The sequence below is a fragment of the Sphingomonas cannabina genome (genome assembly GCF_021391395.1).
In the GTDB taxonomy this organism is placed as follows: domain Bacteria; phylum Pseudomonadota; class Alphaproteobacteria; order Sphingomonadales; family Sphingomonadaceae; genus Sphingomonas; species Sphingomonas cannabina.
Window position 1 is genome coordinate 52,592 of the sequence record NZ_CP090059.1, and the last position, 22,023, is coordinate 74,614.

Sequence of the window (22,023 nt, forward strand, 5' to 3'; positions counted from 1 at the left end):
TGGCATCATTTCGGCATCGCCACCCGGTCGATCGCGTGGGCGAGCTGGTCAAGCCACTGCTCGGGCCCGTCCTCGACGATGGTCGAGGCGCTTTCGAGCACGAAGCTGCCGCGCGCCACCGCCGGGTCTGCGACCGGGAACAATGTCTTGGGCAGCTTGCCCTCGATCAGCGGCATGTCGGCGGGGTGGAGCCGGAGCAGCGCCGATTCGGCCGAATCGGCCAGCAGCTCGACGGCCGCGTCGATCCGTGCGGCGAGCAGCTCGCCCGACACGCCCGCCTCGCCGACCAGCCGGGACACCAGCAGCATCACCGTCTGGCGCAGCTGGCGCGCGATCCGCTCGCGATCCAGCCGGTCGCCGCCGGCCAGCGCCGCGCCGATCGCCTGGGCGAGCATATGGTCGCGGTCGGTGTCAGCCTCCGCCTGTGCGAGAGCGGCGGCGAAACCTTCCGCATAGCCTGCCTCGCGCGCGGCGGTGATCGGATCGATGAAGGTGCCCGGATCGAATTGACCGGTCTCGGCATCGGCCGGATCGGGATCGCGCGGAGCGAAATGGCGCGGACCGGCTTCGCCCTGCGGCGTGAACGACTTGGGCTTCACGCGGCCGTTCGCCCGCTCGCGCGGGTCGATCGCCTCGAACCCGGTGGGCAGCGCGAAGGCGGCGGTCAGCGCGGCGGCGGCGGCGTCATGCCGGCTGACGAAACCCGCACGAAACTCAGACATAGTCATCCTCGCCGCCACGCATGATGATGGTGCCGTCCTTGGCCAGGCTGCGCGCGATCGCAATGATCGCCTTCTGCGCTTCCAGCACTTCGGACAGGCGCATCGGCCCGCGCTCCTCCATCTCGTCGCGGATGCCGTCGGCGGCGCGGCTCGACATGCAGGAGAGGAAGCGTTCGCGCGCGCTTTCGTCGACGCCCTTGAGCGCGCGGGTGAGCGTGTCGGCGTCGATGTTGCGGATGAGGATGCCGAGGTTCTTGTCGTCGAGCTCGAGCAGATTGTCGAACACGAACATCGCCTCCTCGATCGCACGGGCGACCTCGCGGTCGATCTTGGCGAGCTTAGGCATCACCCGCGCCTCGGTGATCTTGCGCGCGTTCTGCATGATCTTGGCCGCTTCGCGCGTGCCGCCGAGCTGCACGCCGGCGGGCGCACCGGCGCTGCCGACCCGGCTGGAGAGCATCGAGCGCAGCGTGTCGAGCGCCTCGGGCGAGACCGGCTCGAGCTTGGCGATGCGGTGGACGACCTCGGGCTGCATCGGCTCCGGCAGGATCTCCAGCACCTGCGCCGCAACCGTGGGATCGAGGTTGGCGATCAGCACCGCCGCGATCTGCGGATGCTCGTTCTCGATCAGCGAGGCGATCTCGCCGGCATCGAGCCAGTCGAGCAGGTCGATCTGTCCCGCCGCCTCGGGCGGGGTGATGCGGGAGAGCACGCTGTCGGCCTTGTCCGGCCCCAGCGCGCGGGTCATCATCGTCTCGATCTTGGGCCGGGGATCGAAGCCGACGTCGGTGCGCTCCTTGGCCCTGGCGACGAAGTCGTCGAGCACCAGCTCGACCTCCGCCTCGCTGACGTCGGCGACCGCGAACATCGCCTTGCCGAGCTGGCGCACTTCCTCGGGATCCAGCTTCTGGAGGATCGCCGCGGCCTCCTCCTCGCCGACCAGCATCATCAGCACCGCGGCGCGCTCGACGCCGCTGTAGAGGCGGACGGGCATGGTCACTGCGCACCCTCCGTCTTGATCATGTCGCGCACCGCCAGCGCGGCGCGGGCCGGGTTCTCGCGGGTAAAGCCGCGCACCAGCCCGACGCGCTGGTCATAGCCGCGGGCATTGTCGAGCATCTCGACCGTCACCGGTCCCGAGCCGTCGGCGCGAACCGCTCCCGGCGCCGCTTCGGGATTGGCGAAGGCGAGCCGCGCACCGGCCTCGTCGCGCTTCTTCATCAGCGCCTTGGCGAGCGGACGGACGCCGAGCAGCAGCACCAGCAGCGCGATCACGATCGCGGTGACGTTGCGCAACACCATCGGCACCCATTCCGCCTGATACCAGGCCGGCTGGGGCGCGGCGTCGGCAGCGCCGGAGAATTTCCGGGAGATCACCGTCACCTGGTCGCTGCGCGCCGGATTGTAGCCGACCGCCGCCTGGACCAGCCCGGTGATCTGCTGGATCTCCATCGCCGTGCGCCGGCCCTTGTCCGGCTCGCGCAGCAGCACGGCGACCGACAGCCGCTTGATGCCGCCGGGCGCGGCGCGGGTGACCGACACCTCCTTGCCGAGGTCGTAGGCGCGGGTGAAGCTGTCCGACTGTTTCATCGCCTGGGTGACCGGCCCGGCCGGTGTCGCGGGCGTGCCCTGGGCGTTGGCGGCCGGCGGCTGCTGCCCCTGGGCGAGCTGAAGCGTGGCCGGCGCCGGCGGCGAGTTCGACAGCGCGCCGGGAATGCCGCCGGGCGCGCCGGCCGTGCCCGCGGGCTGATTGCCGGTCCAGTTGCCCTGCTCGGCCCGCAGCGCGCCCTGCTTGTCATAGCTCTCACGCGTCGCCTGGGTTTCGTCCATGTCGACGTCGGCCTGGACCTCGGCGGTGAAGTTGCCGGCGCCGAGCAGGGGGGTCAGCAGCTGGTTGATCTGCGCGCGCACCTTGTCCTCGACCTGGCGCTGCAGCGCGATGCGGGCGTCGCTGGCCGCGCCGTCGCCGCCCCCGCCGGGCTTGGACAGCAGCGCCCCCATCTGGTCGACGATGGTGACCGCATCGGGCTTCATCCCCGGCACCGACGAGGCGACGAGGTTGACGATCGAACGCACCTGCGCGTCGCTGAGCGCGCGGCCGGGCTGGAGCTTGACGATCACGCTCGCCGACGGCGCCGCCTGGTCGCGGACGAACACGGTGCTCTCGGGCGTGGCGAGGTGGACGCGCGCCTCGGCGACGGTGTCGATCTCCTCGATCGAGCGGGCGAGCTCGGTCTCGCGCGCCTGGCGCAGCCGCTCGCCCTCGACGGCGCGGCTGACGCCCATCGGCAGCTGGTCGAGCAGCGCATAGCCGCCCGGCGCCGCCTTCGGCAGGTCCTGGCTGGCGAGCAGCATCCGCGCGCGGTGATAATCGTCCTCGGCGACGGTGACCGATCCCGAGGAATCGATGTCGCTGGCGATGCTGGCGGCCTTGAGCGCCTGCACCACTGCGCCCTTGTCGCTGTCGGCGAGATTGGGGAACAGCACCCGCTGCGGCGGCTGGCGCAGCATCGCCCAGGCGAGCGCGGCGGCAGCGATCAGGCCGATCATGAAGATCAGCGGCAGCGATCGCTTGATCGCGGGCTGGCCCAGCAGGCCGGCGACCTGCTTCAGCGGATTGGCGAAGCGCCCGGCGAGCGGCGTGCCCTGCGGCACGGTGGCGAGGTCAGTGGCCATGGCTTATACCGGCATGCTCATGATGTCCTTGTATGCGGCAAGGAGCTTGTTGCGGACTTGCAGGGTCGCCTCGAACCCGACCGAGGCTTCCTGGCGGGCAAGCATCACCTTGGCGATGTCGATCGTCTCGCCGCGCTCATAGGCGGCGGAAAGCGCGCCGGCGCGGGTCTGGCTGTCGTTGACCGAGGTCACCGCGTCCTTGAAGGCGTCGGTGAAGCTCGCGACCGGGCTGGTTTCGGTCGGCTGGGCAGCCGCTGCGGCATTGGCGCGCTGAAGCGCGGCGTTGCGCTCGAGGATCTGCGCGCGCAGCTCCATCACACGATCGACGCCTATCGCGCCGTTCACGCCCGGGACGCCGCTCATGCCGAAATCGCCTGGCTATGGGCCTGGGCGATATCCTCACCCTGCTCGCGAGCCTTGGCGAGGCGGTAGCGCAGCGTGCGCTCGGAGATGCCGAGCCGCCGCGCCGTTTCAGTACGGCTGCCGCCGCACGCCGCCAGCGTCTCGCGGATCGCGGCGAACTCGCTCATCTGCACGACCTTGCCGAGCGTGGCGGGTTCGTCGTCGGCGAAGCTGATCGGCGCCGGCGCGGCCGGACGGTCGAAGATGATGTCGCCGGCCTCGATCCGGTCGCCGCGTGCCAGCAGCAGCGCGCGCTGGATGACGTTCTCGAGCTCACGGACGTTGCCCGGCCAGTCGTGGCGGAGCAGCGCGTCCAGCGCCTCGTCGCTCAGCCACGGCAGCGTCGCACGGTCGCCGGCATGACGGACGATCATCGCCGCGGCGAGCGCGGGGATGTCGCCGCGGCGCTCGGCGAGCGCGCGGGTGGCGAGCGGGAACACCGAGAGGCGATAGTAGAGGTCGGCACGGAAGCGCCCGGCGGCGACCTCGGTCTGGAGGTCGCGGTTGGCGCAGGCGATCACGCGGACATCGACCTTCTCCGCCTCGGTCGCGCCGATCGGCACCACCTCGCGCTCCTGCAGCGCGCGTAGCAGCTTGGCCTGGAGCGCGAGCGGCATTTCGGCGATCTCGTCGAGCAGCAGGGTGCCGCCATGTGCGGCCCGGAAGAAGCCCTGGCCGCCCGAGCTAGCGCCGGTGAACGATCCCTTCACATGGCCGAACAGCATCGCCTCGAGCATCGTCTCGGGCAGCGCGGCACAGTTGATCGCGATGAACGGCCCCTCGGCGCGTGCGCTGCCCAGGTGGATCGCGCGGGCGAGGACTTCCTTGCCGGTGCCGGTCGGGCCGCCGACCAGCACGGTGATGTCGGATTGGGCGATGCGCTCGGCGAGCGCGTAGAGCGCCAGGCTCTCGGGATCGGCGGCGATCGGGGCACCGGGCCGCAGCATCGCCGCGGCGAAGCCGGCGCCGAGGCCGCTGTCGTCCTGGCCGTAGCTCAGCCGCGCGGGATTGCCGTCGCGGAACGGGATCGCCTTGAGCCCGTCGTCGCCGACGATCAGCGTGCGGCCGGGAACGGGCGGCGTCTCGCCGTCGGCGATCAGGAACAGGTCGCCCGGCGTCGGCCGGCCGGTCTCGAACGAGCCGATGTCGAACCCCTGGGCACGCAGGCCCGAGACGAGCGCATATTTCTGGCGGATCACCGCCGCGGATGGAAAAAGTGAAACCATGAGCTCCCCCGTGACGAGAACGAGATGGGGCAGCGATGGTTAATGTCGCGTAAAGCACGGCGGCCCGGCGGCAAATTCTTTCCGGGCGCGCCTGCACGGAGAAGGAAACCGGGGGCGCGAAGGCCCGCACGCGGGGTTCTTCCATTCCCCGCGGAAGCGAAACGCCGGGCGGTTTCCGGCCCTTTGCCGCCTTGGTTTGCGAAAGTGCTTAATCGCCGCCGCGGCCGGCCGTTACCCCCTGTGGCGGCCTGAGCTCCCGTGAACGGGGGGATGACGGGATCGCCGGCTTTGAACGGAGACAAGACATGACTGTCATCGGTACCAACATTTCGGCGCTGCGCGCGGGGAACGCCTCCGCCCAGGCCAACGACGCGCTCAACGTCGCGATGCAGCGCCTGTCGAGCGGCAAGCGCATCAACTCGGCCAAGGACGACGCCGCCGGCCTCGCCATCGCCTCGTCGATGACCACGCAGGTCCGCGGCATGAACCAGGCGATCCGCAACGCCAACGACGGCATCTCGCTGGCGCAGACCGCGGAAGGCGCGCTGAACGAAGTCGGCAACATGCTGCAGCGCATCCGCGAGCTGGCGGTGCAGAGCGCCAGCGGCAGCTATTCGGCTGACGACCGCACCAACCTCGACACCGAGGTCCAGCAGCTCAAGACGCAGATCACCGACATTCTGACCGACACCAAGTTCAACGGCGTCACCCTGTTCGGCACCGGCGCTGCGGACGTTGACATCCAGGTCGGCGCCAATGCCGGCGAAACCGTGACCGTGGGCCTCTCGGCGCTGACGCTGACGCTGGGCGACGTGACGACCGCGGCGAATGCGAATACGCTGCTCGGCGATGCGGCGACCGCGGGTTCGGTCTCGGCCGCCCTCAAGACGGTCACCGACACCCGCGCCAAGCTCGGCGCCGTGCAGAGCCGCCTGCAGTCGGTGGTCAACAACCTGACCAACAACGTCACCAACCTGACCGACGCGCGCAGCCGCATCGAGGACGCCGATTTCTCGGCCGAGACGACGGCGCTCGCCAAGGCGCAGATCCTGAGCCAGGCCTCGACCGCGATGCTCGCCCAGGCGAACCAGAGCCAGCAGGGCGTCCTGCAGCTGCTGCGCTAAGCCCAAGGTCCCTTCCCGGCGCCTCCCCCCTTCAGGGCGCCGGGAAGCGACCCGTACCGCGTATCGAGAAGCCCCGATGGCCGGACGGCCGCCGGGGCTTTTCTCATAGGCCGAAGGCGGCGTCGAAGGCGGCGGCGCCCTGCGGCGTGAAGCTGACTACCCGCCCCTCGCCGCGCCGCGCCCACCCCTTGGCGATCACATGATCGAGGATGGCGGCGCCGAGCCGTCCGGCGAGGTGGTGCCGCCGCTCGCTCCAGTCGAGACAGGTGCGGCAGAGCGGACGCCGCGATCCCTTGCCTGGCTCGATGCCGAGCGCGGCCAGGAAACCATGGCCGTCATCGGTCAGCCGAGGCGTCTCGCCGGCGGAGATCAACCCGCGCGAGACCAGGGCTTCGGCCAGCGCGACGGCGCGCGCACCGGCGAGGTGATCGTAGCAGACTCGCGCCTCCCTGAGCGCCGCATCGCGCGGTCCCGGCCGCACCCGGGTCGCACCGGTGCGCTGGGCGAGGCCCATCAGCGACTCGAGCACGTCGGCGACATCGGCGCCGGACAGGCGATAATAGCGGTGACGCCCCTGCTTCTCGGCGGCGACGAGCCCCGCCGCGGACAGTCGCGCGAGATGCTCGCTCGCGGTCGGCAGCGCCACGCCGGCCGCGTCGCCCAGCTCGCTGACGGTGAGCGCGCGCCCGTCCATCAGCGCGGTCAGCATGTTGGCCCGCGCGGGATCGCCGATCAGCGCGGCGACGGCGGCGATGCTCGGCCCGTCCTTCATGCTTCGGTGATAACCGAAGCATTGTCCGCGGACAAGGCGCTAGACGGCGGCGAGTAAATGGAGGCGACGCAATGATCACCTGCTTCATCCGCTACGAGATCGATCCCTTCAAGGTCGACCGGTTCGAACGTTACGCCCGCGCCTGGGGCGAGGCGATCCCGCGCTGCGGCGCCGACCTGATCGGCTATTTCGCCCCGCACGAAGGGTCCGCGACCACCGCCTATGGCGTCTACGACATCGCCGATCTCGCCGCCTACGAGGCCTATCGCACCCGCCTCAAGGCCGATCCGGCAGGCCGCGACAATTTCGCCTTCGCCAAGGCCGAGGGCTTCATCCGCCGGGAGGATCGGATCTTCCTCAAGAGGGTCGATCGATGATCGCGGTGATCTTCGAGCTCGAGCCCGCCGATGCCGAACGCTATTTCGAGCTCGCCGGCGACCTGCGGCCCGAGCTGGAGGCGATCGACGGCTTCATCTCGATCGAACGCTTCCGCAGCGTGGGCGACTCGAACCGCTATCTCTCGCTTTCCTTCTTCCGCGACGAAGCGGCGGTAAGGGCGTGGCGCAACCGACCAGGCCACCGCGCCGCGCAGGCCGAGGGGCGCACCGGCGTGCTCGCCGATTATCGGCTGCGGGTGGCGGAGGTGATCCGCGACTACGGCATGACGCGACGCAAGGAAGCACCCGACGACAGCCGGGCGGCGCACGGCTGACGATCAGCCCAGCCGCCGCGCCAGCGCCTTCTTGAGCCGTCCGTGTGCCGATGCCTTGATCTGGCAGACGCGCGCGGCGCCGACGCCGAGCACCTGGCCGATCTCCTCGAGGTTCATTTCCTCGACGTAATAGAGCTGGACGACGATCTGCTCGCGCTCGGGCAGCTCGGCGATCGCGGCGGCGAGCGCGTCGCGCTGGTCGGCCTCGGCGAGCTGGTCGAAGGCGGAGGGCTCGTCGGACATGAACCAGGGGCCCTCGTCCGAATAGACGTCGTCGATCGGATCGAAGCGCACCGCCTCGGCGGTGGCATAGTCGGTGCGCAGCTTCTCGACGGTGACGCCGAGCTTCTCCGCGACCTCGCCGTCCGTGGGCTGACGGCCGTTCGCCTCCACGAGGCCGGACACCGCGTCGTTATACGCCCGTCGCCGCCGCATCGCGCCGCGCGTCAGCGTCGCCTGGCGGCGCAGCTCGTCGATCATGCTCCCGCGCAGGCGTGTCAGCAGATACTGCTCGAAGGCGACGGCGCCGCGCTCCTCGAAGCTGCCGACCGCCTCGACCAGCGCGACCAGGCCGACCTGGACGAGATCCTCGATGTCGACGATCGTGCTCATGCTGCCATGGATGTGCCAGGCGATGCGGCGGACCATCGGCAGGTGTTTGCGAACCAGCCCCTCGACGTCGCGCGCCGGGGTGGGCGCGTAGGTGAGCAGCTGGCCCGGATCGGGCTGGATACGAGCGTGCATCATGCCGGCAGCGCCTCCGGCGCGCCGATCACGGCGACGACCTCGACCGCCTTGTCCTCGGGGACCTCGAAGAAGCTCATCACCGGCGTGTCGGGCAGCACCGACTTGACCAGCTTGCGCATTGCGATGCGGATCGCGGGCTGGACGACCAGCGCGAACGGCTTGGCCTCGGCCATCAGCGGCTGGGCCGCGCGCTGCATCGCGTCGACGATGCGGCGGCCGAGGTCGGGCTCGATCGTGTGGCGGCGCGCAGGGTCGGAACGGACCGCCTGGCCGAGCAGCGCCTCGAGTTGGCCCTCGAGCGTCATCACGCGCAAGGGCTCGCGCACGCCGCACAGCTTCTGGATGATGAGGCCGCCCAATTCGGGCCGGATCAGTTCGATCACCTCCTCGGCGTCGGCGGTACGCTGCGCGGCGACGGCGATCGCGGCGGCGATGCGGCGGAACTCCTTCAGCGGAATGCCCTCCGCCAGCAGCCCGCGCAGCACCAGCGTCAGCGTGGTGAGCGGTACCGGCTGCGGGCACAGCGCCGCCACCAGCGCAGCCGCGCGCTCCTTGAGTCCGTCGAGCAGCGACTGGACCTCGTCCGGGCCGAGCAGCTCGGAGGCATGGGCGAGCAAATTCTGGTTGAGATGGGTCGCGATCACCGTGCCGGCGTCGACCACCAGATAGCCCGCGCCGGTCGCCGCGTCGGCGTCGGCCTGGCCGATCCAGATCGCGTCGAGGCCGAAGGTCGGGTCCTTGACCTTCTTGCCGGGGATGGTGCCGACCGCCTGGCCGGTGTCGAGCGCCAGCATCTCGTCGGGCGAGGCCTGGTCTTCGCCGACGATCACGCCGTTGACTAGGATACGATAGGTATAGGGCGCCAGGTTGATGTCGTCGCGCACGCGCACCTGCGGCACGACGAAGCCCAGTTCCTTGGAGAGCTGGCGCCGCACCCCGGTGATGCGCCCCATCAGCGGCGCGCCCTTGCGCTCGTCGACCAGCGGCACCAGGCCATAGCCGATGTCGAGCATCACCTGCATCGTGTCGGTGACCTCGTCCCAGCCGATCTTGGAGAGGTCCTGCGGCTCGGGCGCGGCCTCGATGACGGGAGTGGGGCGACCCGCGGCCTTCTTGAGCCGCCAGGCAGCGAAGCCGGCGGCGGCGGCGGCGGGTAGGATCACGAAGTGCGGCATCCCCGGGATCACGCCGAGGATGGCGAGGATCGCCGCGACCGGCGTCCAGGTCTTGTGGCTGCTGAACTGGCTGCCGATCTGGCCGGCCAGGTCGTCGGTCGAGGTGACGCGGGTCACGATCGCCGCGGCGGCGATCGACAGCATCAGCGACGGGAGCTGGGCCACCAGCGCGTCGCCGATCGCGAGCAGGACGTAGGTTTGCGCCGCTTCCTTGACGCCGAGCCCGTGGCTCAGCGTGCCGAGGATCAGGCCGCCGACGATGTTGACCGCGAGGATCAGCAGGCCGGCGATGGCGTCGCCCTTCACGAACTTCGACGAACCGTCCATCGCGCCGTAGAAGTCGGCCTCGGTCGCGACCTCGACCCGGCGCGCGCGCGCTTCGTCAGGAGTGATGAGGCCGGCGTTGAGATCGGCGTCGATCGCCATCTGCTTGCCGGGAAGGGCATCCAGGGTGAAGCGCGCGGAGACTTCGGAGACGCGGCCGGCGCCTTTGGTCACCACCATCAGGTTGATGATGATCAGGATCGCGAACACGAACAGGCCGACGACATAATCGCCGCCGATCAGGAAGGTGCCGAAGGATTCGATGACATGGCCCGCGGCGGCCTCGCCCTCGTGGCCATGGACCAGCACGACGCGGGTCGAGGCGACGTTGAGGCCGAGCCGGAACAGCGTCGCGAACAGGAGGACGGTCGGGAAGGCGGAGAAGTCGAGCGGCTTCTGCGCGTTGAGGGCGACCATCAGCACCGCGAGGCTGATCATGATGTTGGTGACGAAGAACACGTCGAGCAGCGCCGCCGGGATCGGCACCACCATCAGCGCGACCAGCGTCAGCATCGCCATCGGCAGCGCGAAGCTCTTGGCCATCGGCGCCGCGCGCGCCGGCAGGAACGGAAGCGTCGCCATCGCTTAGCCGCCCAGGCTCGCGAGCATCAGATAGGCGAGCCGCGCATTCTGAGGATTGGGCCGGAGCAGCGAGCCGGTTGCGGCGGCGGGCTGGGCCGCCTTGAGCCGGTCGAGGGTGCTCGCCAGCCAATCGCGGTCGCCGTTGGCGGCGCCGGTGCCGAGCACCACCTCGACGTTCGGATCGCCGGCATCGAGCGCATCCGAGGCGAGCCCGGTGCCGCCGCCTGCCGCCGCGCCCTTGTCGAGCTTGGCCGCGAAACGCTGATAGACCTCGCCGAGCGATCGCGCGCGGCCTTCAGCGGTATAAAAAACGTTGCGGTTCGCGCGGGCAGCCGCCGGGAACAGCGACGCCGCGCTGCGGCCGGAATTGGCGTCCATCGCCGACAGGAACTTCTTCGCGCCGCCGATCCCGAGGAAATGAGCCATGTAGAGGTCGGTCCCGGTCGCCGCGCGGCCGAGGCTCGCCTCCAGCGCATCCTTGTTGTCACTGGCGTGCTCTGCCGCCATCAGCGAGGCGGCGGCGGGATCGTTGCGCAGGTCGAGGATCGCCCGCCGCGCGGCGGGGTCGCTCACGACGAAGCGGCCGCTGCCGGTCTGCCTGATGCTGTCGGCCGCCCAGCCGAGGCCGTGCTCGGCGCCATGCTGCTTGACCACGCCGAGCCAGCTCTGCTCGATGAACTGGTAGAGTCCGGTCGCGCTGGAGGTGCCGGCGCGGGCATTCGGGCGCAGGCCGCTTTCGACCTGGGCCTGGCCCAGCAGATAGTTGAAGTCGATGCCGGTGCGTTCGCTGGCGACGGCGATCGCGTTCTGGACGCCGCCGAGGCGCTGGATCGAGGGTATGCTCATCGAGCTCTTGCCTGAAGTCCCATGGTTACCGGGACATTCAGCAAGGAGCGTGCCAAGATTTGGAGGTGGCGGAGGCGAAACGGAATCGTGCTCCTGCGAAGGCAGGAGCCCTGGCCGCAAGCGATGCACCTATGATCTAGAGCTCCTGCCTTCGCAGGAGCACGGACGAGGGTAGGATAGGCTCTGGAAAAAACAGCCCTTCGACAAGCTCCGGGCGAACGGGGCGGGGTTAGGCGATGGCGGCCCCACCCAGAGGCCGATAGGATTGCGCCGGGGCACCGGCAAGAACTTGCAGGCGGCGGCGAACGTTTGCCGCCATCAGGTTGACGTAGACGCGGCAGGTCTCGTTGAGCCGGTGCGCCTCGCGCGCGAGCTCCTCGATCTCCGGGGTCGACGGCTCACGAGCCGCGGCGACCGCGTCGATGCTTTTGAGCTTGGCGCTGGTCGCCGCCTCGAGCGCGTCGATGTCGTTGGCCTTGAGCGCGGCGATCTCGGCATGGAGCGCCTCGATCACGCGAACCAGCGCGTCACGACGCGTCATCGCTGCCTCCATGCGGCGCCCACTGCATCTTCAGCGCCAGCAGCCGGTCGGCGACCGTCGTGGGCAGCAGCGGGAAATTGCCGTCCTGGATTGCCTTGCGGACCTTGGCGACGCGATCGGCGTCGACCGGCGGCGTCGCCGCGAGGGGCTGCGCCAGCGCACGCAAAGTCGAGGGATCGGCGCGCACCGCCACGTCCTGCGTCGCCGGCTGGGCTGCAGACACGGGCGCGCTCGATGCGACCGGTGCGATGCGCCGGTCGATCGGTACGCTGGGCTTGGACCCGATCGGATCCACCATGGTCTCCGTCCTCGAATAGTATCTTCAGACGATCAAACGACCGGCCGCCGACAAGTTTAAGCATTTTTTATTGGGCCCAGCCGGGCAGCGTCGCCCGGCCGGCTTCGACCGCGACCGCCTGCACCGGCGGCTTGGCGGAATCGACCTTGATCGCGACCCTCCCGCCCGCGGGCGCATCGCCCATCGCGACGCCGTCGCGGGTAATCGAGAAGCCGGGCGCGCCGACCTCCAGCGTCACCGCGTCGCCGCGGCGGATCACCGGCTCGGCCTTGGGCGCAGGTGCGATCGGCGCGGCGGCGGCGACCACCGGCCGCGGACGCGGCGGCGTCATCACCGGCACGTAGATGCGCCACGCCGGTGCGTCGCAGGTGACGACCACCGAGTCCTGGTAACTGCCGCGCCAGTCGAGCTTGGGCAGCGGACAGGCGGCGAGCTTGAGGCGCTTGTCGACGGCGGCACGGGCGCCGCCTTCCTCGCCGACGGCGTGGCCGGTGAAGGCGGCGACGGCGACGTCGATCGCCGTGGTATCCTGGAAGCGGATCGTCTGCGCAACCGCAGGCAGCGGCGCGAGGAGGATGGCGAAAAGCAGCGGACGGATCATTGCGGGTCTCCTGCGAAACCGATCTGGAGCTGGACGGCGCGGCCGGCGCCGGGGCGGGTCTCGATGGCGATGCGGTCGGCCGGCACTGCGCGGGCGAGCAGCGCGGCGGCGGCGCGAGCACGGTCGGCGGCGAGAATCGCGGCGCTGCCGGTTGCGCGGTCGACGTCGCCAGGGGTGCCGTCGGTACCGCCGATCACCCGCAGCGTAGTGCGCGGGTCGCGCGCGGCCTCGCGCGCCCAGGCGATCGCGTCATTGGAAGGCAATGCTGCCGAGCCGGGCGCGAACCCGGCGATCACGCTGGCATCGACCGGCATCGGCGCGACGCGCTCGGCATCGAAGCCTTGGCGCAGCCCCTCGGCGATGGCGCGGCCATCGAGCGCGCGATTCGCCTGGAGGAAAACGAAGAAGCCGACCAGCAGCAGCATGAGATCGGCGAGCGTGATCAGCCACAGCGGCCGGCGCGCGCCTTCCTCGAACGGATCGTCGATGGTGAGGTCGCTCATGCCGCATCCCTCCTGACGCGCGGGCGCTCGCGCTCGGCGAGCGCGGCGAGGGGTTGCACCAGGCGTGCGCGCTCGATCAGCTCGGCGCGGGCGAGACGCTTGAGGCGCGCCGCGATCGGCATGGCGATCAGGTTGGCTGCGAGCGCGCCGTAGAGCGTCGCCAGCACCGCCACCGCCATCGATCCGCCGATGGTGGCGGGATCGGTCATGCCGGCGAACATCCTGACCAGTCCGATCAGCGTGCCGACCATGCCCATCGCCGGGAAGATCTCGGCCGCCGCCGACCATAGGTCGATCGCGGCGCGATGCCGCTCGGCACGCGCGACGCGGCGCTGGTCGAGCAATGCCGAGATCTCCTCGCCGCCCGCACCATCGACGATGCGGCCGACGGCTGCGGCAATGTCCGGATCGGCGATGACGGTACGGTCGAGCCGGACCACGCCGTGCCGTGCCGAGATGCGAGACAGGGCGTCGATCTGCGTCAGCAGCGCGTCCGCCTGAAAGGGCTTGCGCCACAGCACGCCGAGCGCGGCGAACCCACGGAACAGGTCGCGACCGGGGGTGCGCAGCACGAGGGCGAGCAGCGTGCCGCCGCCGACGATCGCCAACGCGGCGGGATCGGCAAAGCTACCGAGGGAGGGAAGTGAATGCAGCATCATCACCCTCACGCGTTGCAAGGGTGGGGCCAATTTCGCCCCCTCGCTCGTCATGCCGGACTTGATCCGGGATCCAGGGTCACGAGCGGCGTTGCCTGCGACTCTGGATCCCGGGTCAAGCCCGGCATGACGATGAATAGGGCGACGCGCATCCGGCAATCGCTTGCCGCCACCGGCAAGACCTTGCCGCTTCCCTTGGCCGACAACAACAAATCCGGCGCCCTCATCAATTTGGCACGCCCATTGCAAAGCTGCCCTCGAACCAGTGCGGGAGACCGACGAGATGAGCAACGACAGCCTGTTCGGCGTCCATGGCGCGGCGCTCGAAGTGCGCTCGCAGCGCATGGGCGTGCTCGCGTCGAACATCGCGAACGCCTCGACCCCCGGCTACCAGGCCAAGGACATCGACTTCGCCGAGGCGCTGCGCTCGGCGGAGAGCGGGCATGTCGACACGGGCATCGCCGCGGCGACCAAGTACCGCACCCCGCTGCAGATGAGCATGGACGGCAACACCGTCGAGCTCGCCACCGAGCAGACCGCCTTCGCCGAGAACGCGATCGCCTATCAGACGACGCTGTCGTTTCTCAACGGCCGCATCGGCCAGATCACCCGCGCGCTGAAGGGCGAATGACGATGGCCGACAATCCGATGTCCATCTTCCAGGTCGCCGGCCGCGCGATGAGCGCGCAGCTGGTGCGGATGAACACCACGGCGTCCAACCTCGCCAACGCCGGCGGCGTCGCCTCGACGCCGGATGCGGCCTATCGGACGATGAAGCCGGTGTTCCGCACCCAGTTCGACCAGGCGAGCGGCATGGCGACGGTCAACGTCGAGCAGGTCGTCACCGCCGGCGAGGCGCCGACCAAGCGCTACGACCCCGGCAATCCGATGGCCGACCGGGACGGCAACGTCTGGGAGAACGCCGTCGATGAGACGCGCGAGCTGGTCGACATGCTCGAGGCTGCGCGCACCTACCAGAACAATGTCGAGGTCATGCAGACCGCCAAGTCGCTGATCGTCGATACCCTCAAGCTGGGACGCTGACCATGGCCTCTTCCTTCGATTCCACGCTCGACGCGCTCGGCATACCGCGCACCAACTCGGGCACGCCGGTCCAGCCCGCCTCGTCGGCGAACACGACGCTCGGCCAGGCCGATTTCCTGAAGCTGATGACCGCGCAGATGCAGAACCAGGACCCGTTCAACCCGGTCGACAACACCCAGATGGTCGCGCAGATGGCGCAATTCTCCAGCCTGGCCGGCATCACCGAGATGTCGACCACGCTGAAGTCGATCGCCGACAAGCTCAATGCGACCTCCGCCAGCGACGCGATGGCCTATGTCGGCAAGACGGTGCTGACCGAAGGATCGGTCGCTTATCCGCGGACCGCGGGTGGCTTCGCCGGCCAGGTCGAGCTCGACGGCGACACGACCGGCGTCATCGTCACCATCGCCGACAAGGACGGCAAGGTCCTGAAGTCCGTCGACCTCGGCGCCCAGAAGAAGGGCACCGTCGACTTCGACTGGGACGGCAGCACCGACACCGGCGGCGAAGCCGGCGACGGCCCGTTCACCATCACCGCCACCGCCCGCAACGGCACCACCAAGGTCGACAGCCGCACCCTGGTGTGGGCGCCCGTCGCCTCGGTCTCGATCCCGTCGACCGGCGAGCCGGTGCTGTCGGTGGCCGGCATCGGCCAGGTCCCAGTCTCTGCCGTCCGCCAGGTCGGCTGAACCCAAGAACCTTCAAGGGAGCAAGTTCCATGTCCTTCTACACGTCGCTCAGCGGGCTCAAGGGTTCGCAGACCGAGATGTCGACCATCTCGCACAACCTCGCCAACGTCTCGACCAACGGCTTCAAGAAGAGCCGCACCGAGTTTGCCGACGTCATCGCGTCGAGCGTGTCGGTGAACCCGAACCAGATGGTCGGCTCTGGTTCGGTGGTGAAGGCGATCCGCCAGGAATTCAGCCAGGGCGGACTCGTCCAGTCTGAATCCTCGCTCGACCTCGCGGTCTCGGGCGACGGCTTCTTCGTGGTCAAGCCCGACCTCGAGGGCAGCAAGGTCAACTACACCCGCAACGGCGGCTTCATGGTCGATCCCGACCGCTACGTCGTCGATGCGAACGGCGGACATCTCCAGGTCTATCCGGTCGACGGCTCGGGCACTGTGGTCGCCACCGGCGCCGGCGCGACGACGAGCCTGCGGGTCCCCGCCTTCAGCGGTACGCCCAAGGCCACCGGCGCGGTCAGCCAGTCGCTCAACCTGTCGGGCAATGCGTCGGTGCCGTCGTCGAATCCGGTGTTCACCACCGCCAACCCCTATGCCTTCGACCGCTTCAACCCGGCGACCTACAATAATTCGACCCAGACCACGGTGTACGACACCGACGGCAACGCGATGACGATGACCAGCTATTTCGTCCGCGAAACCGCCCCTGCGGTGGTGCCGCCGGCGACGGTCGCGCCTTTGGGGCCGAGCACCTGGAAGGTCTACACCTTCGTCGGCGACCAGCAGCTCGATGCTGATGCCGGCACCGCGGGCGCCAATCCGATCACGCTGAGCTTCGACGTCAACGGCGCGCTGACCGCGCCGACCGGCGCCACCACCTTCGGCGAGTTCACCCCGACCGGGGCGGCCAAGCCGCAGACGATCTCGCTCGACTTCGGCAGCGCCACCACCCAGCTCGCCCAGCCGTTCGACCTGGTCGCACAGAGCCAGGACGGCGCCGCGGTCGGCAAGCTCGAGGGGCTCAGCGTCGACGAGAACGGCATGGTCCGCGCCACCTTCTCGAACGGCGACAGCCAGGCACTCGGCATGGTCGCGCTGGCCAATTTCTCCAATCCTTCGGGCCTGCGCCAGCTCGGTAACAGCTATTGGTCGCCGACCGGCCTGTCGGGCGATCCGCGCATGGGCCAGCCCGGCGCGGACGGCTTCGGCGCGCTGATGTCGGGCGCGATCGAGCGCTCGAACGTCGACATCACTGAGGAGCTGGTCAACCTGATCGCGGCCCAGCGCAATTTCCAGGCGAATGCGAAGGCGCTCGATGCGTCGAGCCAGATCTCGCAGTCGATCTTCAACATCCGTTCGTAACGGCGCGAACCCCCAGGGAGGCTGAACGATGGACCGGATGGTCTACACCGCATTGTCAGGGCTCAAGGGCCAGATGGCGGCGCAGGCGGCGATCGCGAACAACATCGCGAACGCCTCGACCACCGGCTATCGCGCCGACCGCGTCGCCTTCGAGGCGATGATGCTGAAGGGCGGCGGCGGGCTCGAATCGCGCGCGCCCTCCGGCGAGGAAGTGCGCGACGCCGACCGTAGCGGCGGCGCCATCCAGGACACCGGCAACCCGCTGGACGTCGCCGTCACCGGCACCGCCTGGATCGCGGTGCAGGCCCCCGACGGCAGCGAAGCCTACACCCGGCGCGGCGATCTGCGGATCGCGGCCTCGGGCGTGCTGGAGACCGGCGACGGTTTCCCGGTGATGGGGTCGGGGGGCCCCATCACCATGCCGCCCGCCGACAAGGTGATCATCGGCGAGGACGGCACGATCTCGATCGTGCCGCTCGGCGCCGAACCCGGCCAGGCGCCGCAGGAGATCGACAAGATCAGGCTCGCCAGCGCCGAGGGTTCCGACACCGTCAAGGGCCTCGACAACCTGCTCCATGTGCGCGGCGGCGGCGTGCTGCCCGACGATGCCGAGGCGCGGGTCAAGTCGGGCGCGCTCGAGGGATCGAACGTCAACCTGACGCAGGCGCTGGTCGACATGATCGAGAACCAGCGCAGCTACGAAGTGCAGGCCAACCTGCTCAAGGAAGCCAAGAATCTCGACGAAAGCTCCGCATCGCTGATGCGGATGCCGGTCTGAGAAAGGAAATCAAGCGATGTCGTCCGCCGCTCTCCATATCGCCCGCACCGGGCTCGACGCGCAGGACACCCGGATGCGGGTGATCTCGAACAACCTCGCCAACGTCAACACGACGGGGTTCAAGAAGGATCGCGCCGCGTTCGAGACGCTGGCCTATCAGGTCGTCACCGCCCCCGGCGCCGCCAGCACGCAGGAGACGCGCTACGCGACGGGGCTCAACCTCGGCACCGGCGTGCGCATCCAGGGTACGGCGCGGATCGATACCCAGGGGTCGATGCAAACCACGGGCAACAGCCTCGATCTCGCGCTCGACGGCGACGGCTATTTCCAGGTGCAGATGCCGGGCGGCACGCTCGCCTATACTCGCGCCGGCAACTTCACGCGCTCGCCCGAAGGGCTGCTGGTGACCAGCGAGGGCTATCAGGTGATGCCGGGAATCACTATCCCCGAGGGCACCACCAACATCACCATCGGCACCGATGGCACCGTCTCCGCGACCGTGCCAGGCCAGACCGAGGCGAGCCAGCTCGGCCAGATCCAGGTCGCCAGCTTCCCCAATTCGGCGGGGCTGCAGGCGAGCGGCGACAACTATGTCGTCGAGACCGCCGCCTCCGGCCCGGTCAACCTCGGCATCGCCGGCCAGGACGGCCGCGGCAAGGTCCGCCAGGGGATGCTCGAGGGCTCCAACGTCAACGTCGTCGAGGAGCTGGTCGACATGATCGAGACCCAGCGCGCCTATGAGGTCAACTCGAAGATGATCTCGGCGACCGACGACATGCTCAAATACGTCAACCAGAACATCTGAGGCGGACGATGCGCTCTTCCCTCATCCTCGGCGCCTTCGCCACCATGCTCGCGCCGGCGTCCGCCGACGCTGGCATCTTCGGCGGCAAGAAGAAGGTCGCGCCGCCGCCCGAATACCAGGCGACCCCGCCGCAGCCGATCCGACCGCCGGAGCCGGCCAACGGCGCGATCTTCCAGCCGACCCGCGGCTATGCCGGGCTCTACGAGGGCGCGCGCGCGCGGTCGGTCGGCGATCCGCTGACGATCGTGCTGGTCGAGCGCACCTCGGCATCGAAATCGGCCGGCTCCAAGCTCGATTCGGGCGGCGGCTTCGGCCTGACCGGCCCGAGCACCGGGGCGCTCCATCTGTTCGATCCGACCGACGCCAGCGCCAGCGGCAAGCGCAACTTCAACGGCACCGGCACCGCCGACCAGTCGAACGCGCTGTCGGGCGAGATCACCGTGACGGTGGCCGAGGTGCTGCCCAATGGCACGATGGTCGTCCAGGGCCAGAAGACGGTGACGCTCAACCGCGGCGACGAGTTCGTCCAGATCCGCGGCCTGGTCCGTCCCGCCGATGTCGACGTCAACAACCGTGTGCTATCGACCCGCGTCGCCGACGCCCGCATCGCCTACACCGGCCGCGGCGACGTCGCCCGCGCCAGCCGCCAGGGGTGGCTGAGCCGCTTCTTCCAGGTCATCAGCCCGTTCTGAGGATGCGCCAAATGCTCCGTCTGATCCTCGCTACCCTCGCAGCGCTGCTGATCGCCGCTCCGGCCCACGCCGAGCGCGTCAAGGACCTCGGCGCGTTCCAGGGCATCCGTACCAACCAGCTCACCGGCTACGGCATCGTCGTCGGCCTGCCGGGCACGGGCGACGACAATCTCGAATACACCGTCCAGTCGATGAAGGGCGTCGCCTCGCGCTTCGGCCTCCAGCTGCCGCAGAGCGTCAACCCGAGCCTCAAGAACTCGGCGGTGGTGATCGTGACGGCCGAGCTGCCGCCGTTCGCCAAGCCGGGGCAGAAGCTCGACATCACTGTCTCGGCGATGGGCAAGGCGAAGAGCCTGCGCGGCGGCACGCTGGTGCTGACGCCGCTGCAGGGCGCCGACGGGCAGATCTACGCGATGGCGCAGGGCAACCTCGCGGTCGGCGGGCTCGGCGCGGAAGGCGCGGACGGCTCGAAGATCGTCGTCAACATCCCCTCGTCCGGGCGTATCCCCGAGGGCGCCACGGTCGAGCGCGCGGTCGACACCGGCTTCGCCACCGCGCCGACGCTGACCTTCAACCTCGCCCGCGCCGATTTCACCACGGCACAGAACGTCGCCAACGCGATCAACGGCCGCTTCGGCGTCGGGACCGCCCGCGCCGTCGATGCCGTCTCGGTCGCCGTGCAGGCGCCGCAGGGCAGCGACGTGCGCGCGCAGATCATGAGCGCGATCGAGAACCTGCCCGTCACCGCTGCCGAGGCGCCCGCCCGGGTGATCGTCAACGCGCGCACGGGCACCGTCGTCATCAACTCCGCCGTGCGCGTCAGCCCGGCCGCGGTCACGCACGGCAAGCTCACCGTCCGCATCGACGAATCGCAGCGGATCAGCCAGCCCGCCCCCTTCAGCCGCGGCCAGACCGCGCTGGAGCGCCAGAGCGCGGTCGGCGTCGAGGAGGAGAAGCGCCCGATGTTCCTGCTGGAGCCGGGACCCAAGCTCAGCGACGTGGTCAAGGCGGTCAACGCCATCGGCGCCTCGCCGGCCGACCTGGTCGCGATCCTGGAGGCGCTCAAGGAGGCCGGTGCGCTCAACGCCGAGCTGGTGGTGCTGTGACGAGCGTCGGCACCCCGATCGCCTCGACCGCGGGCGGCGTGTCCAATGACACGTCGCGCACAGCGTCGCGCGACAACCTGCAGAAGGCGGGCGAGCGCTTCGAGGCGATCTTCGTCAACATGATGCTGAAGTCGATGCGCTCGGCCAAGCTCGCCGACGGCCTGTTCGACAACAAGGCCGGCGAGCAGTTCCGCGACATGCAGGACCAGCAGTTCGCCGAGAGCATGGCCGCGCACACGCCGATCGGCATCGGCAAGGCGATGACCGAGTTCCTCGCCAAATCCACACCGACCGCCGAGGAGACGACGACATGAGCGACCTGCTCTACATCGGCGCCTCGGGCGTCCGCACCTATCAGTCGGCACTCGGCACCACGTCGGAGAACATCGCCAACGTCGGCACCGCCGGCTATGCGCGCCGCGCCGTCCAGGTCCAGGAGATCCCGGCGACCAAGGGCCTGCGCATGTCGGGCAACGGCTCGCTCGCGACCGCGCTGACCCGCTCGGCGAACGAGTTCCGCAACACCGACGTTCGCACGTCAGGCTCCGATCTCGCGCGGACCGAAGCCGGCATCGTCTGGCTCGACCGGGTCGAGCAGGTGCTGACCGGCAACGAGCTTAGCGCGCAGCTCACCGCCTTCTTCAACGCGGCGCAGGGCGTCGCCGCCGATCCCGCTTCGGTCGCGCCGCGCGGGGTGATGATCGAGAGCGCGGCGACGCTGGCGAACTCGTTCACCGCCACCGGCCGCGCGCTCGACACCGCGATCGGCGACCTCAGCCTCACCGGCCGCGACGCCGCGCGCGACCTCAACGACCTCGCGCAGCAGCTCTATCAGGTGAACCAGGGGCTTTCCCGCGCCGATCAGGGCTCGGCGATGCAGATGTCGATGCTTGACCAGCGCGACCGCCTGCTCGAGAGCATGAGCGCATTGGTCGACGTCGACGTGACCTTCGACGCACAGAGCCGCGCGATCGTCCGCACCGGCGGCGCAGCCGGGCCGGTGCTGGTCGACGCGGCCGGCGCGAGCCAGGTCAGCTTCGCGATGAGCGCCACCGGCGCCGCGCAGTTCCAGCTCCACCGCGGCGCCAGCGCGACGGTGATCCCGGCGCAGGGCGGCGCCTTCGCGGGCATCACCGAAGGGGCGCAGCGCCTCGCCGACGCGCGCGACGCGCTGAACGATCTCGCCACCCGCTTCGTCGACGGCGTGAACGCGGTGCAGGCCGGCGGCCGCGACCTCGACGGTGCGGCGGGCACGCCGATGTTCGCGGCGGGCGACCCGCCGACCGAGGTCCGCCTCGTGCTGACCGACCCGCGCGGTATCGCCGCGGCGGCGCCTGGTGAGGGCACGCGCGGCAATTCCAACCTCCAGAACCTCGCGACGCTGCGCACCGACGGCAAGTTCGAGGCCGGGCTGTCCGACACCATCACCACCAACGCCGCCGCGCTCGCCGCGCGCAAGAACGTCGCCGCGGCGCAGAACTCGATCCGCGACGCCGCGGTCGCCGCGCGCGATTCGGTGACGGGCGTCGACCTCGACGAAAGCGCGGTCGAGCTGATCCGCTTCCAGCAGGCCTATCAGGCGTCGAGCCGCATCATCCAGGTCGCGCGCGAGACGCTTCAAAACATCCTCGATATCCGCTGAGG

At 69.7% G+C, this 22,023-nt stretch carries 27 protein-coding genes; 13 read left to right on the plus strand and 14 right to left on the minus strand.

Annotated features, from left to right (window positions below):
* Positions 1–5 precede the first annotated feature (5 nt).
* Genes LZK98_RS00275 through LZK98_RS00295 form a run of 5 tightly spaced genes read right to left on the minus strand, consistent with a single transcriptional unit; the run spans position 6 to position 5,026 of the window.
* Complete coding sequence (locus LZK98_RS00275) at positions 6–722, minus strand: FliH/SctL family protein (RefSeq protein WP_233784403.1); 717 nt, start codon at positions 720–722, stop codon at positions 6–8.
* Positions 715–1,716, minus strand: coding sequence for a flagellar motor switch protein FliG (gene fliG, locus LZK98_RS00280; protein ID WP_406694240.1), 1,002 nt, complete (start codon positions 1,714–1,716; stop codon positions 715–717). Before fliG ends, LZK98_RS00275 begins: the two co-directional genes overlap by 8 nt.
* Before the next feature lie 2 nt (positions 1,717–1,718).
* Complete coding sequence (gene fliF / locus LZK98_RS00285) at positions 1,719–3,398, minus strand: flagellar basal-body MS-ring/collar protein FliF (RefSeq protein WP_233784405.1); 1,680 nt, start codon at positions 3,396–3,398, stop codon at positions 1,719–1,721.
* Positions 3,399–3,401: 3 nt separating this feature from the next.
* Positions 3,402–3,761 (minus strand): flagellar hook-basal body complex protein FliE, encoded by a 360-nt coding sequence (gene fliE, locus LZK98_RS00290; protein ID WP_233784406.1) that lies wholly within the window; start codon positions 3,759–3,761, stop codon positions 3,402–3,404.
* Positions 3,758–5,026 (minus strand): sigma-54 interaction domain-containing protein, encoded by a 1,269-nt coding sequence (locus LZK98_RS00295; protein WP_233784407.1) that lies wholly within the window; start codon positions 5,024–5,026, stop codon positions 3,758–3,760. Before LZK98_RS00295 ends, fliE begins: the two co-directional genes overlap by 4 nt.
* A 305-nt stretch (positions 5,027–5,331) precedes the next feature.
* Between LZK98_RS00295 and LZK98_RS00300 the strand changes: the two genes are divergently transcribed.
* On the plus strand, positions 5,332–6,150 hold the full coding sequence (locus LZK98_RS00300) for a flagellin N-terminal helical domain-containing protein (protein ID WP_233784408.1): 819 nt from the start codon (positions 5,332–5,334) through the stop codon (positions 6,148–6,150).
* 103 nt (positions 6,151–6,253) lie between these two features.
* Here the strand turns inward: LZK98_RS00300 and LZK98_RS00305 are convergent, their stop codons facing one another.
* On the minus strand, positions 6,254–6,922 hold the full coding sequence (locus tag LZK98_RS00305; protein ID WP_233784409.1) for an ArsR/SmtB family transcription factor: 669 nt from the start codon (positions 6,920–6,922) through the stop codon (positions 6,254–6,256).
* 71 nt (positions 6,923–6,993) lie between these two features.
* On the opposite strand from LZK98_RS00305, the gene LZK98_RS00310 reads away from it, so the two are divergent.
* Positions 6,994–7,299 (plus strand): NIPSNAP family protein, encoded by a 306-nt coding sequence (locus LZK98_RS00310; RefSeq protein ID WP_233784410.1) that lies wholly within the window; start codon positions 6,994–6,996, stop codon positions 7,297–7,299.
* Positions 7,296–7,634, plus strand: a complete 339-nt coding sequence (locus LZK98_RS00315; protein ID WP_233784411.1) for an antibiotic biosynthesis monooxygenase family protein — start codon at positions 7,296–7,298, stop codon at positions 7,632–7,634. The genes LZK98_RS00310 and LZK98_RS00315 overlap by 4 nt, the downstream gene beginning before the upstream one ends.
* Before the next feature lie 3 nt (positions 7,635–7,637).
* On the opposite strand, the gene LZK98_RS00320 is transcribed toward LZK98_RS00315, so the two are convergent.
* The 8 genes from LZK98_RS00320 to LZK98_RS00355 all read right to left on the minus strand — a co-directional run bounded on the left by LZK98_RS00320 (position 7,638) and on the right by LZK98_RS00355 (position 13,907).
* Positions 7,638–8,378, minus strand: a complete 741-nt coding sequence (locus LZK98_RS00320) for a sigma-70 family RNA polymerase sigma factor (RefSeq protein ID WP_406694242.1) — start codon at positions 8,376–8,378, stop codon at positions 7,638–7,640.
* Complete coding sequence (gene flhA, locus LZK98_RS00325) at positions 8,378–10,462, minus strand: flagellar biosynthesis protein FlhA (RefSeq protein WP_233784413.1); 2,085 nt, start codon at positions 10,460–10,462, stop codon at positions 8,378–8,380. The genes LZK98_RS00320 and flhA overlap by 1 nt, the downstream gene beginning before the upstream one ends.
* Before the next feature lie 3 nt (positions 10,463–10,465).
* The gene (locus tag LZK98_RS00330; RefSeq protein ID WP_233784414.1) at positions 10,466–11,308 is read right to left on the minus strand and encodes a lytic transglycosylase domain-containing protein; all 843 of its coding nucleotides are present in this window, start codon (positions 11,306–11,308) and stop codon (positions 10,466–10,468) included.
* 229 nt (positions 11,309–11,537) lie between these two features.
* Positions 11,538–11,849: a flagellar protein FlgN gene (locus LZK98_RS00335; RefSeq protein WP_233784415.1), complete on the minus strand. Its 312-nt coding sequence runs from the start codon at positions 11,847–11,849 to the stop codon at positions 11,538–11,540.
* Positions 11,836–12,147 (minus strand): flagellar biosynthesis anti-sigma factor FlgM, encoded by a 312-nt coding sequence (gene flgM / locus LZK98_RS00340; protein ID WP_233784416.1) that lies wholly within the window; start codon positions 12,145–12,147, stop codon positions 11,836–11,838. The genes LZK98_RS00335 and flgM overlap by 14 nt, the downstream gene beginning before the upstream one ends.
* A gap of 67 nt (positions 12,148–12,214) precedes the next feature.
* Positions 12,215–12,748, minus strand: coding sequence for a flagella basal body P-ring formation protein FlgA (locus LZK98_RS00345; protein WP_233784417.1), 534 nt, complete (start codon positions 12,746–12,748; stop codon positions 12,215–12,217).
* A complete protein-coding gene (locus LZK98_RS00350; RefSeq protein WP_233784418.1) occupies positions 12,745–13,251 on the minus strand; it encodes a flagellar motor protein MotB in 507 nt (168 codons plus the stop codon). The genes LZK98_RS00345 and LZK98_RS00350 overlap by 4 nt, the downstream gene beginning before the upstream one ends.
* Entirely contained in the window at positions 13,248–13,907 is a 660-nt protein-coding gene (locus tag LZK98_RS00355; RefSeq protein WP_233784419.1) for a motility protein A, read from the minus strand. Before LZK98_RS00355 ends, LZK98_RS00350 begins: the two co-directional genes overlap by 4 nt.
* Positions 13,908–14,190: 283 nt before the next feature.
* On the opposite strand from LZK98_RS00355, the gene flgB reads away from it, so the two are divergent.
* The 10 genes from flgB to flgK are packed head-to-tail and all read left to right on the plus strand — an operon-like array spanning position 14,191 to position 22,021.
* On the plus strand, positions 14,191–14,538 hold the full coding sequence (gene flgB, locus LZK98_RS00360) for a flagellar basal body rod protein FlgB (RefSeq protein ID WP_233784420.1): 348 nt from the start codon (positions 14,191–14,193) through the stop codon (positions 14,536–14,538).
* Between the two features lie 2 nt (positions 14,539–14,540).
* Entirely contained in the window at positions 14,541–14,951 is a 411-nt protein-coding gene (gene flgC / locus LZK98_RS00365) for a flagellar basal body rod protein FlgC (protein WP_233784421.1), read from the plus strand.
* Between the two features lie 2 nt (positions 14,952–14,953).
* Complete coding sequence (locus LZK98_RS00370; RefSeq protein WP_233784422.1) at positions 14,954–15,640, plus strand: flagellar hook assembly protein FlgD; 687 nt, start codon at positions 14,954–14,956, stop codon at positions 15,638–15,640.
* A gap of 29 nt (positions 15,641–15,669) precedes the next feature.
* A complete protein-coding gene (locus LZK98_RS00375) occupies positions 15,670–16,998 on the plus strand; it encodes a flagellar hook protein FlgE (RefSeq protein WP_233784423.1) in 1,329 nt (442 codons plus the stop codon).
* 28 nt (positions 16,999–17,026) lie between these two features.
* A complete protein-coding gene (gene flgF / locus LZK98_RS00380; RefSeq protein WP_233784424.1) occupies positions 17,027–17,776 on the plus strand; it encodes a flagellar basal-body rod protein FlgF in 750 nt (249 codons plus the stop codon).
* A gap of 16 nt (positions 17,777–17,792) precedes the next feature.
* The gene (gene flgG, locus LZK98_RS00385) at positions 17,793–18,581 is read left to right on the plus strand and encodes a flagellar basal-body rod protein FlgG (RefSeq protein WP_233784425.1); all 789 of its coding nucleotides are present in this window, start codon (positions 17,793–17,795) and stop codon (positions 18,579–18,581) included.
* Between the two features lie 8 nt (positions 18,582–18,589).
* On the plus strand, positions 18,590–19,273 hold the full coding sequence (locus tag LZK98_RS00390; protein WP_233784426.1) for a flagellar basal body L-ring protein FlgH: 684 nt from the start codon (positions 18,590–18,592) through the stop codon (positions 19,271–19,273).
* Between the two features lie 2 nt (positions 19,274–19,275).
* The gene (locus LZK98_RS00395; protein ID WP_233784427.1) at positions 19,276–20,379 is read left to right on the plus strand and encodes a flagellar basal body P-ring protein FlgI; all 1,104 of its coding nucleotides are present in this window, start codon (positions 19,276–19,278) and stop codon (positions 20,377–20,379) included.
* Positions 20,376–20,693 carry a rod-binding protein gene (locus tag LZK98_RS00400; protein ID WP_233784428.1) on the plus strand — a complete coding sequence of 106 codons (318 nt, stop codon included), beginning with the start codon at positions 20,376–20,378 and terminating at the stop codon, positions 20,691–20,693. The genes LZK98_RS00395 and LZK98_RS00400 overlap by 4 nt, the downstream gene beginning before the upstream one ends.
* Entirely contained in the window at positions 20,690–22,021 is a 1,332-nt protein-coding gene (flgK, locus tag LZK98_RS00405; RefSeq protein WP_233784429.1) for a flagellar hook-associated protein FlgK, read from the plus strand. Before LZK98_RS00400 ends, flgK begins: the two co-directional genes overlap by 4 nt.
* Positions 22,022–22,023: the final 2 nt, after the last annotated feature.